16 protein-coding genes and 1 tRNA gene are annotated in these 14,499 nt (G+C 60.1%); 11 read left to right on the plus strand and 6 right to left on the minus strand.

All coding sequences use genetic code 11. The annotated features are described in order from the left end of the window. Nucleotides 1-164: 164 nt before the first annotated feature. The 4 genes from metC to GY791_06980 all read left to right on the plus strand — a co-directional run bounded on the left by metC (nt 165) and on the right by GY791_06980 (nt 3,350). Nucleotides 165-1,334 (plus strand): cystathionine beta-lyase, encoded by a 1,170-nt coding sequence (gene metC, locus GY791_06965; protein ID MCP4328160.1) that lies wholly within the window; start codon nt 165-167, stop codon nt 1,332-1,334. 2 nt (nt 1,335-1,336) lie between these two features. Next, nucleotides 1,337-1,738 (plus strand): phosphoribosyl-AMP cyclohydrolase, encoded by a 402-nt coding sequence (gene hisI / locus GY791_06970; protein MCP4328161.1) that lies wholly within the window; start codon nt 1,337-1,339, stop codon nt 1,736-1,738. A gap of 72 nt (nt 1,739-1,810) precedes the next feature. Continuing rightward, nucleotides 1,811-2,230, plus strand: a complete 420-nt coding sequence (locus GY791_06975) for a DUF333 domain-containing protein (GenBank protein MCP4328162.1) — start codon at nt 1,811-1,813, stop codon at nt 2,228-2,230. 262 nt (nt 2,231-2,492) lie between these two features. Then, entirely contained in the window at nt 2,493-3,350 is an 858-nt protein-coding gene (locus tag GY791_06980) for a peptidoglycan-binding protein (protein ID MCP4328163.1), read from the plus strand. A 162-nt stretch (nt 3,351-3,512) separates the two neighbouring features. Here the strand turns inward: GY791_06980 and GY791_06985 are convergent, their stop codons facing one another. Genes GY791_06985 through GY791_06995 form a run of 3 tightly spaced genes read right to left on the minus strand, consistent with a single transcriptional unit; the run spans nt 3,513 to nt 6,862 of the window. Next, nucleotides 3,513-4,808: a phenylacetate--CoA ligase gene (locus GY791_06985; GenBank protein MCP4328164.1), complete on the minus strand. Its 1,296-nt coding sequence runs from the start codon at nt 4,806-4,808 to the stop codon at nt 3,513-3,515. Nucleotides 4,809-4,816: 8 nt separating this feature from the next. Next, a complete protein-coding gene (locus tag GY791_06990) occupies nt 4,817-5,812 on the minus strand; it encodes a hypothetical protein (protein MCP4328165.1) in 996 nt (331 codons plus the stop codon). A 6-nt stretch (nt 5,813-5,818) separates the two neighbouring features. After that, a complete protein-coding gene (locus GY791_06995; GenBank protein MCP4328166.1) occupies nt 5,819-6,862 on the minus strand; it encodes an epoxyqueuosine reductase in 1,044 nt (347 codons plus the stop codon). Between the two features lie 197 nt (nt 6,863-7,059). Between GY791_06995 and GY791_07000 the strand changes: the two genes are divergently transcribed. Continuing rightward, nucleotides 7,060-8,013, plus strand: coding sequence for an SDR family oxidoreductase (locus GY791_07000; protein ID MCP4328167.1), 954 nt, complete (start codon nt 7,060-7,062; stop codon nt 8,011-8,013). 18 nt (nt 8,014-8,031) lie between these two features. Here GY791_07000 and GY791_07005 read toward each other — a convergent pair whose 3' ends face one another. After that, nucleotides 8,032-8,928 carry a hypothetical protein gene (locus tag GY791_07005; protein ID MCP4328168.1) on the minus strand — a complete coding sequence of 299 codons (897 nt, stop codon included), beginning with the start codon at nt 8,926-8,928 and terminating at the stop codon, nt 8,032-8,034. A gap of 112 nt (nt 8,929-9,040) precedes the next feature. Between GY791_07005 and GY791_07010 the strand changes: the two genes are divergently transcribed. From GY791_07010 to GY791_07035, 6 genes are all read left to right on the plus strand, one after another. Beyond that, nucleotides 9,041-9,229 carry a hypothetical protein gene (locus GY791_07010; protein ID MCP4328169.1) on the plus strand — a complete coding sequence of 63 codons (189 nt, stop codon included), beginning with the start codon at nt 9,041-9,043 and terminating at the stop codon, nt 9,227-9,229. A gap of 508 nt (nt 9,230-9,737) precedes the next feature. Further along, nucleotides 9,738-10,304: a hypothetical protein gene (locus tag GY791_07015; protein MCP4328170.1), complete on the plus strand. Its 567-nt coding sequence runs from the start codon at nt 9,738-9,740 to the stop codon at nt 10,302-10,304. A 131-nt stretch (nt 10,305-10,435) separates the two neighbouring features. Then, nucleotides 10,436-11,272 carry a hypothetical protein gene (locus tag GY791_07020; protein MCP4328171.1) on the plus strand — a complete coding sequence of 279 codons (837 nt, stop codon included), beginning with the start codon at nt 10,436-10,438 and terminating at the stop codon, nt 11,270-11,272. An 81-nt stretch (nt 11,273-11,353) separates the two neighbouring features. Next, nucleotides 11,354-12,760 carry a hypothetical protein gene (locus GY791_07025; GenBank protein MCP4328172.1) on the plus strand — a complete coding sequence of 469 codons (1,407 nt, stop codon included), beginning with the start codon at nt 11,354-11,356 and terminating at the stop codon, nt 12,758-12,760. Beyond that, nucleotides 12,757-13,269, plus strand: a complete 513-nt coding sequence (locus GY791_07030) for a hypothetical protein (protein MCP4328173.1) — start codon at nt 12,757-12,759, stop codon at nt 13,267-13,269. Before GY791_07025 ends, GY791_07030 begins: the two co-directional genes overlap by 4 nt. A gap of 99 nt (nt 13,270-13,368) precedes the next feature. Beyond that, nucleotides 13,369-13,731 (plus strand): hypothetical protein, encoded by a 363-nt coding sequence (locus GY791_07035; protein ID MCP4328174.1) that lies wholly within the window; start codon nt 13,369-13,371, stop codon nt 13,729-13,731. A 213-nt stretch (nt 13,732-13,944) separates the two neighbouring features. Here GY791_07035 and GY791_07040 read toward each other — a convergent pair. Together GY791_07040 and GY791_07045 are read right to left on the minus strand one after the other, a co-directional pair. Next, nucleotides 13,945-14,079, minus strand: a tRNA-OTHER gene (locus GY791_07040). A gap of 275 nt (nt 14,080-14,354) precedes the next feature. After that, nucleotides 14,355-14,499, minus strand: a 145-nt coding sequence (locus GY791_07045; GenBank protein ID MCP4328175.1) for a hypothetical protein, incomplete at its 5' end; no start/stop codon positions are given.

Here is a 14,499-nt window from a genome sequence, read left to right on the forward strand (position 1 = left end):
GCCCGCGTCAATGTTGACGCCATAATCCGCGAACAAATCCACCCTGCCAAGGATAATTTTCACGCGAATTACCTTGACCTCAACGTCGAATTGTGGCCCGCAAGGGAGCGTCGGATGGCCCATTCGACGATCGCGGCAACCGTTACCCGGCTCGGCAACCAGTCATGAAACGAGACACCGACGTCATCGAGGGTGGGCGCAACCCCGAGGACCAGAAAGGCGCCGTCAATCCGGCGACTTACCGGGCGTCGACCGTGACCTTTCCGACCCTTGACGCTTTCGCAAAAGCCCAACACAACCGGCACAACCAGTTCTATTACGGCCGTTACGGCACGCCGACGACCCATGCCCTGGAAGACGCCATCGCGAGCCTCGAAGGTAGCGGCAGAACGATAGCCGTCGGCACCGGGTTAGGCGCGATTACGACGGCGATACTGAGCTATTGCGATAGCGGCGACCATGTTCTGGTCGCCGATAACGTCTATGCACCGGTACGAGCCTGCTGCAATCGCCTGCTGGCGCGGTTGGGGGTGTCGGTTACCTTCTATGATCCGATGGCACCCGACGCCTTGGGCACGCTGGTGCAGGCGAATACAAAGGTGTTGTACATCGAAGCGCCGGGTTCCCTGACGTTCGAGACCCCTGACGTGCTCGCCCTTGAATCGGCCGCAAAAACCGCGGGATTGACGACCATTCTCGACAATACCTGGGCCACCCCCTACTTCTATCGGCCGCGCGAGATTGGGATCGACGTCTCGGTCCTCTCCGGGACCAAATATATCGGCGGCCATGCCGACCTGATGCTGGGATTGCTGACCGTTCCCCAGGATGATTTCGACAAGGTCCGGATAACGGCCAACTATCTTGGCAATACCCCCGGTCCGGACGATTGTTATTTGGCCCTTCGCGGCCTGCGGACCTTGGCGGTGCGCCTGCGACAACACCAGGCGGCCGCGCTCCGTCTTGCCGAATGGCTGGCCGCGCGTCCGGAAGTCGAATGCGTGCTGCATCCGGCGTTTCCAGAGACACCCGGCCACGCATTTTGGAAGCGCGATTTCGGCGGCTCGACGGGCTTGTTTTCCATCATCCTCAAGCCATGCCCAGAGGTCGCGGTTGCCGCCATGGTCGACGGGCTCGATCTATTTGCCATCGGCGCCAGTTGGGGCGGCTTCGAGAGCCTGATGACCCTTGAGCGGCCCGAAAGGTCCCGAACGGCCACCGAGTGGCGGGCATCGGGTCCGGTCCTTCGAATCCACGCCGGGCTGGAGGACGCCGACGATTTGATCGAGGATCTCGCCGCCGGATTCGGGCGCCTGAACGCGGCGGCAGGTTGATCATGGCGGAAAACAACGCCATCGATGCCGTGATCGACGCCCTGTCATTCGACGACCGCGGTCTCATTCCCGCGATCGCGCAACAACACGATACCGGCGAGGTTATGATGCTGGCCTGGATGAGCCGGGAATCGATCGCGGAAACCATTCGCACCGGTCGCGCCTGCTACTGGTCCCGGTCGCGCCGCCGATTGTGGCGCAAAGGCGAAAACTCGGGCCAAATCCAGTCATTGAAAGAATTTCGCTACGATTGCGACGGCGACACCATTCTGCTCCTTGTCGACCAGGTCGGGGTCGCCTGCCACACCGGACGCCGCAATTGTTTCTTCAATGCACTGCGCGGCGGACGCATCGAAACCATTGCGGAAATCGTCGTCGACCCCGCCGATATGTATAATGAATGAGTATCCCCTCGTGTCGCGGCGATTAACTGGCGTGGCCCCGATCGCCCTGCGATCATGCCCAAGGAGTTGAAAATGTATCGCGCGCTCACCGCCCTATTGACGATGCTGCTGCTGGCCGCCTGCCAGGATAACGGCACGATGTCGCCACCGTCCCAAAGCGGGACGAAGATGGCCAACCCGGCATCGGTCAATTGTGTTGAAAAGGGTGGCAAGCTTGATATCGAAACAGCCGGCGACGGCGGCCAATATGGCGTCTGCCTGTTCGAGGATAATCGTCAATGCGAGGAATGGGCGTTGCTGCGCGGGGAATGCCCCGACGGCGGCATCAAGGTGACCGGATACGTCACGCCGGCCGGTCGCTACTGTGCCATTCGCGGCGGGGTCTATAGCGTGACAAAGGAACAGGGCGCCGACGGTGAGCAGGGAAATTGCCGGATACCCGGCGGGACGGTATGCGATGCACAGGCCTACTATGACGGCACCTGTCCTTAGGCGTGAGCCGCCAGTCCGATCGGGACATCGTCGCCCGGTCCACGCACAAGAACACAGTTTCGCGATCCTGTGTAATTCCCGCTTGACGAACGGGCTTTCATTTGGCACCCGAATTGAGGCCCAAGAGGATAATTGATTGACGCTCGACTATAGAAATCGCCCGCTGAATCCCCGTCCGCCATCGGATAACGATAACAACAAGGAGAAGTTGATGCCCCAAAGGCACATCGCCCGCCGGACGGCCCGGCCAATTGGAGTGATCATGGCCGCTACAATTGGATGGACTTCTGCCGCTTGGGCCGACGATGAATTCACCGATTGCGGTCAAATCGGTCATTCGATTGCCTCGCCTTTCGTCCAGGGGCGCACGCAGCTCTCCATTCTCAATCTCAACAGCACCGAGGCGCCGATTTGCAATCTCGTAGAATTCCGCATCGCCGAAGTGGTCAAACCACCGGAGATCATCAAAAAGGATGATGTCGAGAGCCGATGGTGGAAGGAGAATTGGGGCGTTTACCGGTGCGGCGAGCCGGTGGTTTATGACGTCTGGTACTACGAAATCGGCTTGGGTGGCGTGACCTTCAAGGCTGAGCCCAACAAGAGCCCTTCGCCAACATTTCTCGATCGGCTGGTGACCGGCAAAGCCGAGCCCCTGTCACCGGAGTTGATGGTTACCGCCAAGGAAGAACCGGCTGGCGGCGAGCTCAGCGAAGAGGATTTGCTGGTTATTGCCAGGGCCGCGATCGCCGGCAAGGAGGTGGCCAAGCAGATTGCCGCCAAGGAACCCACGCCCGAACCGGCCACAGAAGCCCCGCCCACGGAAGCCCGGCCCGCGCGGCGAATCCTCGAGTTCAAGTCGCCAAACTTCAAGGGTCACGACGTGTGCGCCGTCCAGCGTGCGTTAATCGCCGAAGGCCTCTCGGTCAGCGTCGATGGCGCCTATGGCCCCGGAATGAAAAAGGCCGTGGCGAAGTTCCAAAAGAAGCACGGCCTCAAGGGTACCGGCGTGGTCACCGAGAAAACCCGCCTCGTGCTGGCCTATGGCGAAGCACCGCAGGAAGACAACAGTCAGCCGAACGGCGCAGACGACGATGCGAAGCAGGTCAAGAAATCCGAATAGCATAATGGCGGGTTCGTTTGCCGCCTACCATCCGCACATGTTAACTGAAATTTTTGAATTAATTTTTTAAAACAACATATTATACATATAATATAAAGTAGAACATTAAAAATATAGTTGGCCTTGGTACCGTCCGAGGCCGGTCCAGCGAGGCGAAAGCGGTCACCCCGACTCCGACCGCCGGTCGGCAAAACGCGGCGCCTTGACACTGTTCTCGAATTCCTTCGCCAGGGTTCCCTGTTCGACCACCACCACTTCCGGCGTCAACTCGAAGGTCTCGCGGGTCATCTCGACCAAGCGTATCGCCATCGCCTCCGCATCGGCACCACGTGTGATCTCGACGGTAACGCGAAACAGATCGACGCCATCGGTGGCGCACGCTTCCGCCTTGAAGTCCCCGACCTCTTTGATGGCGAACATGAAATCTTCGAATTCGGAATGATTCACGTTCATGCCACGGATTTTGAAAAACCCGGCCGTTCGGTGGGCATGGCGGATCATGGGAAAGACACCGTAGGGGCCCTCGGTCGCCCCCTCCTCGTGAAAGCTGACGATGTCGCCCGCGTTCCAGCGCAGGAATGGCGTCGCGTTGTTGGTATAAAGCGACGTCATTATCAGGAGGCCCGGTTTGCCTTTGGCGACCGGTTCGAGCGTATCCGCGTCGAGTACTTCGATGACGGTAAAATCGGTCCACACATGCAGGCCGTCATGGTCCGCGCTTTCGCCCGCCATCATGCTGCACTCGGTCATTCCGAAACAGTCGTAGACGTCGGCACCCCACATGCGCTGCAGCTTATCGCGCTTGGCGGCCGACATCGGCTCGGCGGTGCACAAGACCTTCTCAACGGGTCCGTTGGCGAGGTCGATTCCCGCCGCCGCGGCCAGGTTGGCCAAATGGATGCCATAGCTGCTCATCCCCATCCAACAGGTCGGCTTCATTGCGTCCAGGAGCTGGATCTGCATCGCCGACGGCGCCGCCGCACCCGACCCAACCCAATTGACTCCGATCCCGTCATCGAAAGCGCTCCGCGCCCACATATGTCCGGCGGGATGAATTCCCAGCGGAAAGGAATTGTGCACGACATCGCCCTTGCCCACGCCCGCAATGCGGTAAGTACGGGCAAAACCCTCCATCGCGTAGCGAATATCCTCGAAGGTACGTGGGTAGAACAAAGGACGCCCGGTCTGCCCACCCGAACGCCAAAATTCAGCGATCTCACCTTGGCGCGCGATGCAAAAGTCGCGGTAGAAATGTTCCGGCGGAATGGCGCGCAACATGTCCTTGTCGAGGATCGGGATCTTGCGCCATTCGTCCGGATCGTCGAGTCGATCTACGTCGATATGGTCGAGCTTGCCGCAAAAAAAGGGCGCCCGCTTTGCGTTCTCGACGGCGACTTTCTTGCGCGCGCTTTGGATCTTTTGGATTTCGTCGCGGCTCTCCGGCAACGCCAGGACCATGGTACCCCCTATTCTCGCGCGGTCGTGCGACCAATCCACCGTTTCTGGGCCTCATATCCGGCCGGCCACTTTCCCTCCGCCTCCGCCGTCGCCATCGCTTCGAGGCGCGCATTCTTTTCCGCGTTGTCTTCCGGAATCTCGTCGAGCGCATCCTTGAGCATGCGCTCGTAATCCCCACCAACCGGGCAAACGTCCTGGCACCGCCGGCACCCGGTAACAACCCCGGCGCCGCGCAGAATGCTTTGCCACAAATTGAAGCTGGTTTCCGATCTCAGCAACGCCTTCTGGGCCTCCGCATCGCCGGTGTCGATCGCGTCGCACAGGAATTGCGTGAGCTGGGCGAAGCCGTGAGGCGACCGGTAGCTATCGCAGGCGGCCCAATCACGATCCCAATGGCCGACCACATCGCCGGGACAAGTCCGGGAACACCGACCGCAGGAGGGGCCCAGGCACAACGCCTCGGTGCGCCGCGAATCGCATACGACCGGAACCGATGACAGCACAGCCGACAACATGACCCGCGGCCCAAATTCCGGCGTCAACAATTGAAGATTGAGCCCCAGCGTGCCGAGCCCCGCTTCGACCGCGGCATGGTTCAACGACAGCAGCGACTTCCGGTGTGCCGCGGGATCATCGCGATAACGCCATGGATCGGTATGGGTCGGAGGAATAATCAGTGCCGGGTAGCCTTGGTCCTCGAGCCACAGAACAAGCTCCAAGGCGATTTCCTCGAGCGCGGTGATAGTCAGCTCGTCGTTGTAGTATTTGTGGCGTTCGTCCCACCGTTTCAGCCTCGTCGTCCCGCTGGTGTAACGCTTGGCGAGCACAATGACGCGACCGGCGTCATAGTCGGAAATGTCGGATGGACGCTGCGGGTCGGCCGGGTCCGGCGGGTTTTCGTCCATAACCTCGCCGTCGGCGATACCGATCAAATCGGCGCCGAGCGATTTCGCCTTATCCTTGATATCCTGCGCGGAAATCGGAACTTGAAATACCGCTACCATGGCGTTCTATTCGCCCTTTCCGTCCATTGCCTCGGCGGCGCGTGCCTGTTGGGCCTTCTTGAAGGTCTGTAGTTGGCGCGCCACGATGCCCTTGTACCCCTCTGGGCCGACCCAGCGGATGTTCCATTCATTGAGACCGTCGATGGGCGCGTCACTTCGTCGCGCATCCTTGTATGCCTTGGCCTTGGCAACTTTTTCCTCGGTCTTCTCGGGAATCGTCTTTTGCGGCCCGGCCAGGTAGGCATGATAGTCGTTGCCCACCGGGCACACGGCGAGACACCGGGGGCAATCCCCAAACGATCCGACAACACGCAGCAACCCTTGCCAAAACCCGAACAAATCGCGCGATCGGACCATCGCCTGCTTTTTTTTGCGATCGGCGTCGGTGAATTTTTCGAACATCGCGGTCGCCGTCATATAACCGAATTCCTGCGCCTCGGTCGCGCATCCGCGCTTGTCGATGCCGAAATGCAACACCGCATCGGAGGGACAGGAATACAGGCACCGCGAGCAAGATTCGCCAATGCAGACCTGTTCCGTCATCGGCGTATCGGGCTCGAGTTCCGCTTCGGTGAGGACGCCAGTCAGGTAGAGCCGCGGGCCGAATTCGGGGGTCAGAATATTGACCTCCAAGCCGAATGTCCCGAGCCCCGCCTCAATGCCCAGGTGACGTGTACTCAGCCGGCCATAGCTTGCCTTCTTGTAATTCCAGTCGGTCTCCTGCGCGGCGGTGACGAAGCTGGGGTAGCCACGATCTTCGAGCGATTCGGCGAGGCGGTAAGCGATCCGGTCCAGGCGCCGCAATACCAGCATGTCCAGATATTGGACGGGAATCGTCGACTTGCATCGAAAGGCCGCGACCGGAATGCGCGATACGATGACGACCACGCTTCTGCAGTAAGGCGAAATGCGCTCCGGTGTCTGCGGCCAGCGTGGATCGGGCGGGAAGGCGTTGAGTGTGTCTGCCGACGCGATCCCGACCAGATCGGCGCCAAAATCCTTGGCCATCTTCTTGACCTCTGCCGCCGAGATGCCCGGCTGTCGACCCATTTGGTACTCCCGACCTGGTTGGTGCCCGGCGCCCATTATCCGCACCAATCGCCGCCATGCAATGCAGCATACTCGGGGCGAACTGGTCTTCGTCACACTCCAATGTTAGGTAACAAGCGGAATGGCGTGGGCGTGCGTGGTCGACCGATTTGGTGGGGCTGGCCGATGACCTGGCCGAGCAAGGGAGGCACAAAGACGTGCATCAAAGAAACCGGGTGCTGGTAACCGGTGGATCGGGCTTTCTCGGCTCGCATCTATGCCGACGGCTCATTTCCGAAGGCAACGAGGTCCTGTGTGTCGATAATTTCTATTCCGGCACCAAGGACAACATCACCGACCTTCTCAACCATCCGCACTTTGAGCTTCATCGGCACGACATAACCTTTCCGCTCTACGCCGAAATCGACGAAATTTACAACCTCGCCTGCCCCGCATCGCCGAGCCATTACCGAAACGCCCCGACGCAGACCATCAAGACCTGCGTCCACGGTTCGATAAACATGCTGGGTTTGGCAAAGCGCACCGGGGCGCGAATTCTGCAGGCCTCGACATCGGAGGTTTATGGCGATCCGGCCGTCCATCCGCAGAAAGAGGACTACTGGGGCAATGTGAACCCGATCGGCGCGCGGGCCTGCTACAACGAAGCCAAGAGGTGCGCCGAAACGCTGTTCTTCGACTATCAGCGCCAATTCGGCACAGACATAAAGGTGGTCCGCATCTTCAACACTTATGGTCCGTACATGCACGAAAACGACGGGCGGGTCGTATCGAACTTCATCGTTCAGGCCCTGAAGGGCGAAGACATCACCATTTATGGCGACGGCCAACAAACGCGATCGTTCTGTTATGCCGACGATATGATCGAAGGCGTCATGCGCATGATGAAGAGTCCGGAAGGCTGTAGCGGCCCGATCAATCTGGGCATGCCGGACGAGTGCCGAATTGGAGAGCTGGCCGAAGAAATCGTGACGTTGACCGGTTCGTCCTCGAAACTTCTCTCTCGACCATTGCCGGAAGATGATCCGCAACGCCGCTGTCCGGATATCTCACTCGCCCGGGAGGTCTTGGACTGGTCACCGACGACATCGCGGGACGAAGGGCTGCGGCGCACGATCGACTACTTCGAACGGGCCTTGAAAACGAGCGCTTAGCCCGCGCGGCTTCCACCGTCACTGCGAAGGCACTTTGCGAGTGGCCTCCCCCAGGCGATTTGCATCAACGGCAAGATTTTCGTCGACCGGGATCCAGTTGGGCAACGGGGCGTGCCAGAACGGGACATAGATCACCGCCCCGGTGTTCATTACGGCCGCCGCATAGCTGAAACTGCTCTTGCTCATGACCAGTACATCCGCCGTGACGAGTGCGTGAAAGGTGCGCCGGGGATCGTCATCGAGAAACATGTTCTCGCGGGCGACCGGCAGCCCTTCAAAGTCTTCGTGGAGCCCCTGAGAATGAATTTCGACCCGATGGGGTAGGTTCGACTCTTCGAGCGACGCGGTCACCGAAGACAGGATACGTGCCATGTCTTCATTCGAGGCATAGCGGTCGGAAGTTTGAAGGACCTCCGAGACATCGCCACGGCGGACGTGGACCGCAACTCGCAGCCGCCCGTCATTCGGCATCTGGGGTGGCTTTTCGGACGCGTAGTATTTGTCCCGAAAAACGGAGCGGAAGGTGGCATATAGTTCGGGGCGCCAATCACCGAATTTGTGGCAGTGCGGAACCGTATAGAGCGTGTTCCTCCTCGATCTAACCCTGTGGATCTTTTCTACGTCTCGAACCGTCAAACTTGACCGATCGACTTCCGTCGCCCGGACCTCGCCGCGACCGAGACCCATGAAATCTTCCCACGCCTTGGCATAGTGGGGATCGTCGTCGCCATGATCGATATGACCGAATGGGCGATGGAGATAGATAAAGCCGAATGCACGAGCGAACAGGATTGCCGACATGATGCCGTGGATTTGCGCCCCCGCGCCGTCTACCCGATCGCGGACGGCAATATAGGTAGGCGCGTTCCTTTGGCGCGGATAGAACCGTGACGTCAGTTTGGAAAAAATTTCCATATCGCTTCGCGCACCAACTCGAATGAAGACCTCAACGATTGGCTCTTATCGCATTCGCAAAGGCTGAGGAAGGTCAATTGTCGCCCAAAACGACATAAGCGGGGAACCTCGGATGTCGGGGTTTGCCCTGCCCGGCCAATGGCGCATCGGTTCGATCGCGGTGAGAAAAATCACGGAAGCGGCGATTGAACTCCGCGATCATGACGCCATCGTCATGCCGACTGGGCCAGCGCCGTTGGTGACGACGGCGACGCCGCCAAATTACCGGGTGTTCAGGTCACCGGGCACCCGCTATCTTTGACGGCGCATCGAAAGGTCAAGATCGTGAAACGCCCGGGATCGAAACCGATCGACCTCAAAGACTGGATCGCGGATGCGACGGCCACCGCTGCCGCTTCGCACATCGCGCTCGACAGGCCCTCTACTCAGCCCGTGTTCCATTCGGCCGGGCCCGGCGAACCGGACCTATCGCGGAATCCAGGCGTTGCGCTCGCATCACAGTTGCACGGTCATGGGCTGAGGGCATTGGCCACGTTGCTGGCGGCGCCGCGATTTGGCCGAGCCCGAACGGAAATTGAACTCAATCTCATGGTCGAGAGGAGCCGCGAGATCGGTGGCGGCTTGGGTGTCGGGATCACTGGATTGACACCGTCGTTCTCTTATGAACGGCGTTATGGTGAAACGACGCGCGGGACAAGCACGGTGACCGTGACGGTGGAAAGTGGTTCACCGTCTCGTTCGCTCATGGACAGCGGCAACAACGCGAAAACGCCTAGCCGAAATTAGTCCGAACCTGAAAGGAGATATCCATGGCAGATAGACTGACAAGCCAGCTTGTCAAAGTGGCCGATATCGTGGGCGATCTGGGCCTCAATATCGCCGAGGCGCAAAAGGAGCTGAACCGGGACTATCTCGAAAACCTGAAGCAATTGATGAAAGTCGTCGGTGACACGCTGGGTACCGAAAATGGCACCGATGAGCAGCGGGCGGCCCTGGTTGCGCTCGTCAAGTCCTTGGCGCCGAGCCGGTACCAATACACCGAGACGACCCTCGACTTCAGCGCCGATATCGCCGAAACACTTCAGGTTGGTGGTCAGGTTGGTCTCGGCGCTTCGTTCAAGGTCATCAGCGTGAACGCATCGATGACGCTGGGCTATGGCTATGACTACCGGGCGGCGGCCCGGATTACGACGACGATACATGCCCTCCCCGACCCCGGTCTGTCCGAAAAGCTGCTCGACCAGTCGGCGGCGATCCGCACCAATGGGGCCGCGCTGCCGGCGCCGGCGGACATCGACAAGGAGATCTATGACGGCGTAAGCGATGTTATGAAGGCATTGACCGGCGAGGCAGCGGCGAACGCCGGCGGCGGCTAGTCCGCCGGCAAGAGGGAACAACAAGTCGAGGGTGCCGCATGGCGGGAGGCCGGAAGCGAGGCCCGGACACGTGAAATTCGCGTTGGGACCCGACCGATTCGGTTCTTCGCCGCTGTAAGAGGAAATCGCCGATGGCGCAGTCCACGAAGCAACAGATCGAAAATGAATTGGGAAACCTTCGGGCTTCGATTGCGGAATTCGAATCCGAGCTCAGGTCTCAGAAGAGGCAGAAGGCGTTCCGTGCAAAATACGAGGCGATTCGGAAATCGGTCGACGATTTGTCGCACCTGCTTCCCGACGTGACCGCCGTTACCAGCATAGAAACGTTCTTCAAGACCGTCGGCGACGGCATGGTCGCGGCACAGCAAGATCTGGACCGGCGATCGATCGAGTATTCCCAAGGCCAGACACCGCCGCCCCTGCCCAATCTCTTTCGGATCCCGAAAGTCAGCGCCGACATCAAATTCGCGATGACGAAGGAATCGTCGGAGCGATTCAACGTTCTGATCTTCAGCGAAAGCGAGCTGACGCGCGAGACGCAGCAGAACTCGGTATCGTTCGAAATTGTCGCCGCCCCGCCTCCGCCGGAGATGTTCGAGACCGCACCGGCGGCGATCGCGGTCATCGGCCAGTTATCGGAGCGCGCCGCGATCAGGCAGGAGCTCGAAGATCGGCAAAAGTCGAAGAGCCCGGTGCAGCAAGACATCATCGAGGGCATTTTGGATGACAAGAACTTTGAGCGAACCGTCATCATCGCCGATACGAAAGGCCGGCGGTTGTTGCTTACGCCAACGTCTTCGAAGCCGAGCGACAAAGCCAAGGGAGAGGACATATTCCTCGAAGCCATCATCCTCTATCCGGCCGCCGAAGCCGACAAGGACGACATCGCGACCCGCAGCCTGACCGCCGCCGGAACGGGGCGGTGGAACACGGTGAAGATGTTCCTTCTCGGGGCGGCCGAACAATAGGTACGCCCCGCGAAGGAACGCCGGGACACGGTATCCGGGCCGGCGGGACCACACCCTCGTAGCGGAGTGAAAGCAGGAGCAGTGGACCCCAACCAAACCAGCGGCATTCACAAGATCGGCGACACGGTCGCCAACATCATTGCCGATACCCTCGCCGGCGACCTTGGCCTGCGCACGCGAGCCGTCCAGTCCACCGGTCGAACGACCGGTCTGCCGACACTGCACTTCATGACCGCGGCCAAGGCACGGCTCGCGTTCACCGTCGTCGCCCGAGGCAAGAAGAGCTTTCTCTTCAACCTTTTCGGCGCCACGCGCGCAGAGAAGGTCGCCGATGTCCGTATCAAGTTCGAGATCAATCCCAGCCGCACAGTGCAGGCGGTGTCGTCCAATGCGCCCGGCCTGTTTCTCGCGTTCCCGGACTTCGTCGATATCCACCGGACGTCCGGATCCCTGGGCGTCGAACTGCCCAACAACCGCGATTGCGAAGTGAGAGATGGCGGTTCCGGGCGTCTGGTGGTTTCGCGGCCTGATGGTCACACCCGGTCATTCGCCCCCGACGGCTTGGGCGCGGACACGGTGTTCGATTTCCTGGCGTCGCTGGTACGGTGGGTGCGGACCGGGAGCAGCGCTTCGCCGGTTCGCCTCTCCCAACCCACAGACGCCGGCAACGATCGCATCGACACGCTGCTCGAGAATGTAGCGAGTGCGTATCGGAAAGCGTCGCGGACGATCCGCCTGGACCGCACCGGTCTCAGAGGCGAAGACCAACTATCGATCAAACTCCGCAATCTTCAGGATGCCGACCGGAGGCTCGCCGGCGTCCACGCCGATCTTGCGGGGCCATACCGATTTGGTTCGCTGCGCGCCGATGTGCTGGTCAAAATCGGCGCCGATGGACGATTGGTACAAAAAGTAGCGTCCGAGGACGCACAGCAATTCGATCTGCGTACGTGGATCGATCCCCGCGAACCGGACGCTATCAATGTCTCGCTCCGGCTGAGCGACCTGTTGTGCGAAGGCGAGATATTCGAATCGTTCGCGCAATTCCTCGTCGACGATCCGGAGGCTGGACCGCAAATGGCGGAGCGCGTGAACAGAGCCGGCCTGGAAATGCCCGGCGGCGGCTCCTTGCCTGGCGACGCCGAGGAAATGATTCGTTTGATCCGCGGCGCGCGGCGTGATGAGGCGCTTTATTTCGTCAGATTGCGCGAACAAGAGGACGACGATATCGAGGCATTCTACGTTGCCGGACGCTATGCCGGACACAACGTCGAGTTCGTCTTCGGCGCGCGGCTGAAGGTCGACAACTTTCCGAACGTCGTCCCGACCAAGCTTAGCAAGGTCACCTTGGTGGCGGCGCGGATCGCCGGCGGCCAGTGGCGTATATTCGAGGATGACGGCTATTGGGCGCTCATCCTCGCATTCCTCGAACGCTTTTTCTCGATCCTGCTGACCTGGAAGGGCCGCGTCGCGGACACGCGCTCATGACGCTGCGCGCGGTCGGGCTCGCATTACGCCGGTTATTCCGCGCCTCGCGCGATGCGGGAGCGTCCATTTCCCTACGCGTGCTGAACCGCTGCGGGCGCCGTCTCATCGCCCTGCGTCCGGTGCGGCCCCGACGGGAGGTGCCCCCGGACATGCCGCCGCATTACCTGGCGCTGATCCATGACCTGGAAAGAGCGTCAGCGCGATCCACGGCGGCGGTTCGCCAGCACCTCGAGAGCCGGGCCCGCGAGGATGACCATCGCGGCCGGAGCATCTCCCGTGCCCTGGTCGTCGGCGACAAGACCGCCTTTCTCGAGGTGATGGCGGCGCTGTCAGCGACACCCGCGTATCGCCTGCCGGCGGATCGGGCGATCGACGAAATCCTGATGATCGAGGTACCCGCCGGCGGCCGCTTCGGCGATACCGACGCCGCCGTGGTGATTCACGCGATCGCGGATCGGCACCGGCCGGGCTGGTCGGGCGGGTCACGCGCGACATCACGTCGGGGTTAAGGATGGGGCGGCCAAGGCAACGCGCGGCGCGCTTCATTACGGCTCTCATGGAATCAAACCTGCATGAAGGGACCGCCCACATCAGATAGGAGGACAGCAATGAGCATGGATAATCCCCTGGTCACCGTCGCCACGTATTTCGTCGTGCACGACGGCAGGCTCGACGAGTTCAAGGCGCGGTGCCGGCCATTCGTCGAAAAAAGTTCGACGGAAGAGAAATGCATGTTCGTCGTCCTCGGATTCGACGGCAATCAAGGGATGAGCCGTGAGGGGTATCGCGACGCCGACGGCGTTCTCGAACACATCGAAAACGTCCGCGAATTAATGGAGGAGAATTTGACGATGATCGACCTGACACGGGTCGAGCTTCACGGCCCGCAAAACGAGGTCGAAAAATCGCGCACTACGTTGAGCAAATATTCTCCCGAAATCTATACGATCGAGGATGGTTTCAGACGCTGAACGGGCGGCGCGGGTATTGACGTCAGACCGAGCCTAAATGCTCCCGGGGCGCTCATTTAACAGCACCTAGGCGGCTCACATGTGATCTAACAATTGAAAAACGGAATATAATAGACTGATATATATAAATACTTGTATTGAGATTTTCAGACGCCTCAGGCCCGTCGATGGTCTGCCAAGAGATTGACCAACAATTCGGATCTCTTGAAAAACTGGTGCGCCCGGCAGGATTCGAACCTGCAACCTACGGAATGTCCCCGGATTCAGGGGCGAGATCGGCGAGAAACACCGCCAGTGGGACGAGGACGAAGCGGGCGGCAAGGCCCCCGATCGAGCGCTTACAGGCGCGCGTTGACGAGCTTGAGAAGGATCAAGCCAAGATCAACCGCCAGCGGCCGAAATTCGGGAGTTCCAGGCGCGGCTCTAGGACGAGGCCGAGCGGCGTGGGCGAGAAACTGTAGCAACTCTGGACGCGCTGAAGGGGGAGTCGTAGGCGGCGCCAAAGCGAAATCGGCGCCGGGTTCAAATGTGGAGCATATCACATGGATAGAATCGCCGCCGTCTGTGCTAGGTCGTTTTTCAGCAGCCTGCTAGCGCGCTTTCCTTGGACTCCGAATCAAGTCCTAAAAGAGCAAACCGAGGCTCAACCCGGCACAGACGATGATGATCAGGATTGCAAGCAACGGCGCGGCGAAGAGCAGCCATCTGTCATACGGAACCCGCCCGATCGCCAATCCGCCCATCAGCACCACCGAGGTCGGCGTAAAC

Source organism: Alphaproteobacteria bacterium (assembly GCA_024244705.1).
Classification (GTDB): domain Bacteria; phylum Pseudomonadota; class Alphaproteobacteria; order JAAEOK01; family JAAEOK01; genus JAAEOK01.